Below are 2744 nucleotides of genomic sequence, written 5' to 3' on the forward strand. Positions count from 1 at the left end.
AAGGTTAGTGGGCATGGTATCATTTAAGTGCGTCATTTGACGGACATCCTTTCATATAGGTTTGATTCACTTAATATGATACCTGATGTCACGCCGAATGGCGTTTTTGTATTTACCACCAATTAGGTGGCTAACTTCATTCTATAATCCACCACAAAAAAATAAATCAAATTTCTACTACAATTCCTTCAAAACCGTTTCCTTCATCTTTTAGCAAACGGCTGTTTTATAGTTCTTCCATAGCTTTATAAATATCTTCGTTACTTATATCAGATAAAACATTATCTTGGGATCCCTGATCTTCAGTTAGATGATCTGATTCAGACTGATCATCATTAAAAGAATCCATTTCTGAAGGATCAATATTCTGAATATCTTCATCTTCTGTTTGAGGTTCTTCCAATGGTGTTTCATCTTTAGACTGTTGTTCTGGCTGTCCGTTATTGTGTTGAAGCAAGCTTAAAAGATATGCTTGCTTTTCTGGTGAAATATTCTCAATCATTTTAGCTAATTGATCATTATTTTCATTATTCTTCTTTGGTGTCCGAGGATAGAATTTATGCTTAACTATCTTTCTGATTGATGAGCCATACATAATTCCAAAGCCTTTTACCAGTACATAAAAGTACGCAGCAGCGTGCATGGTATCTTTCTTCGGATCACGATTACCCCAGCTCTTAATGAATCCAGTTATTTGAACTGTATCACCCTGTTTTGCGGTCATAATCTCGTCCTGCTTAGAAAAGAACCGAAGCGGAATAACTTCTTTATGGTCAACATATTTACCTTTCTTATCTTTATACCCATCTGGAATAACTAAGTTTGCTGAAACAAATTTATAATCATTTTGAGAATGATTAATAATTACTTGTGGATCAGCTTGTAGTTTTCCGGTTAAAAAGATTTGATTAGTATAGCCAGTAGCAATTGGGAACATTAAGCCACAATTCTGAACTTGAATATAGTAATAAGACATTGCTTTAGTTGGATCAGTATCATCTTCCCCAACAAACCGAATAATACGCCCAGCAATCTGTAATGTATCGGATGATTTCAATAATAAGACCCGACTCATGGACATGTTAAAACGCAACGGAACACATTCTTGATGCTTTTGAAACTTATTACTTGAATTAAAGTAGCCAGTATCAACAATTAATTGAGCATAAATAAATTGGTGAGGTCCGTGATTAATAACCTTAGCAGGAGCCAACAAACTACCTGTTAAAGAAACATAGTTGTTCATAGTACGAAAACTAGTTTCAAGACCATCATTTTGTCGTTCAAATTTTTCTTTATTAATCTCGACAAAACTATTATCATCATTACTCATTAATTTTTGAATTTCTGGATCACCATAATCGACAGCAATAAACCGAATATCTTTCTTTTCTTCATTCATAATTAAATACCTCCAAATAAAAAGGACGATAGCTGTAAAAACTATCGTCCTCATTTCTTTTATTTACTAAAACAAATAGAAAGCTGATCTTAAAAACCAACCCCCTCTTAACAAACTAAAAAGGAACTCATCCTAATACACTTAGCTGAAGTTCCTTTAATCATAATCATATTTAAAAAACACGTGTAGATACACCAAAACAAAATCAACAAAGCTTACAAAGCTAGAAAAAACGAAACGAAGATAGATACACTCTATCGAAAATAATAATTACATTTAGTAACTACAACTGAATTATAGCATGTTTTTGAGAGCCACTATAACCTTTTTAGTGCAGTTTCATCATCTTTTTGTTTAACTGCTTTTCATGTTGCTTTTCGTTTAACCTTTCTTGTTGTTCATTCAGGTATTCCGTTTTATTAACTGAAAGCAAGTATGGCTTAAAGTCCTTTGGGAATTTAAAAAATGTGTATCTAAGTTTTCCCATTCCCGAAGCATAATCTGCTGGGCTTAGTTAAGAACTTTTTACTGATTGGTTCCACTTGAACCCCATAATCTCTGAGCAACTGTGCCTCAGTAGAAGTCAAAGTAGCATAAGCGACATAATGGATTCCATTGTTATCAATTTGTGACAACTTAAAAAGATAATTCTTCAGTCCGTTGATTTCTTGACTATCTGGAGGAAGAACCGGCTTCTTATGACTAAAGATGAGCCATAGGTCATATAGGAAACTATGTTCTTGCGTGAAAGCAATCTCTAACGACTCATGATTTGTAGTAACGAAGATTCCATCATAGATTCGCCAAGATTTACAAACATAGCCATTAACTGAAATCATCTCCATTACTTTTTTGGAGTCAGCTTTAATCCCACGAGCTTTTGACATAATCCAATAGTAATAAAGTAAATAAATGACAAAGAGAAGTAATCCGATACTACTAATCAAGGAACTATTAATCACCCAAGGAAGAAAACTAATTAGCTCTAAAAGAAAAGCTAAAATCAAAATCTTAGAAGAAAAAGCAAGTGCTTTATGATACGAATGGTAAGTTCGATAATGTGTCGTTTTATAGAGACCATTAAGTAAGTTGTCGGCTGCCCGAAATCCTTTAGCTTGCATAACTGCTTTTTGATGTTTTTCGTCGTTCAAAACCCGTTCATCCAAACTCTTTTAAAAAACTCTCAAACCGAACTGCTATATAGGGGTAATAATCCGGTTTTCGATCTGCTCTGAATGTTGTTATTTCGGCTTTTGTTAGCCTTTCGACAAACTCCATAATCGAAGTGCTATTTTAACTAGTAAATAAACTGCTATATAGGGGTAATAATATGACAATTAAT

The 2744-nt window shown here is 33.6% G+C and carries 3 protein-coding genes; all 3 read right to left on the reverse strand.

Going from position 1 to position 2744, the window contains the following annotated elements:
- Positions 1–226: 226 nt before the first annotated feature.
- Positions 227–1402, reverse strand: coding sequence for a single-stranded DNA-binding protein (locus H5975_RS07750; RefSeq protein WP_152700259.1), 1176 nt, complete (start codon positions 1400–1402; stop codon positions 227–229).
- Between the two features lie 328 nt (positions 1403–1730).
- Positions 1731–1889 carry a hypothetical protein gene (locus tag H5975_RS07755; protein ID WP_158227571.1) on the reverse strand — a complete coding sequence of 53 codons (159 nt, stop codon included), beginning with the start codon at positions 1887–1889 and terminating at the stop codon, positions 1731–1733.
- Entirely contained in the window at positions 1876–2553 is a 678-nt protein-coding gene (locus H5975_RS07760) for a hypothetical protein (protein WP_098047185.1), read from the reverse strand. The genes H5975_RS07755 and H5975_RS07760 overlap by 14 nt, the downstream gene beginning before the upstream one ends.
- Positions 2554–2744: the final 191 nt, after the last annotated feature.

This window comes from Limosilactobacillus coleohominis (assembly GCF_016901675.1).
In the GTDB taxonomy this organism is placed as follows: Bacteria; Bacillota; Bacilli; order Lactobacillales; family Lactobacillaceae; genus Limosilactobacillus; species Limosilactobacillus intestinavium.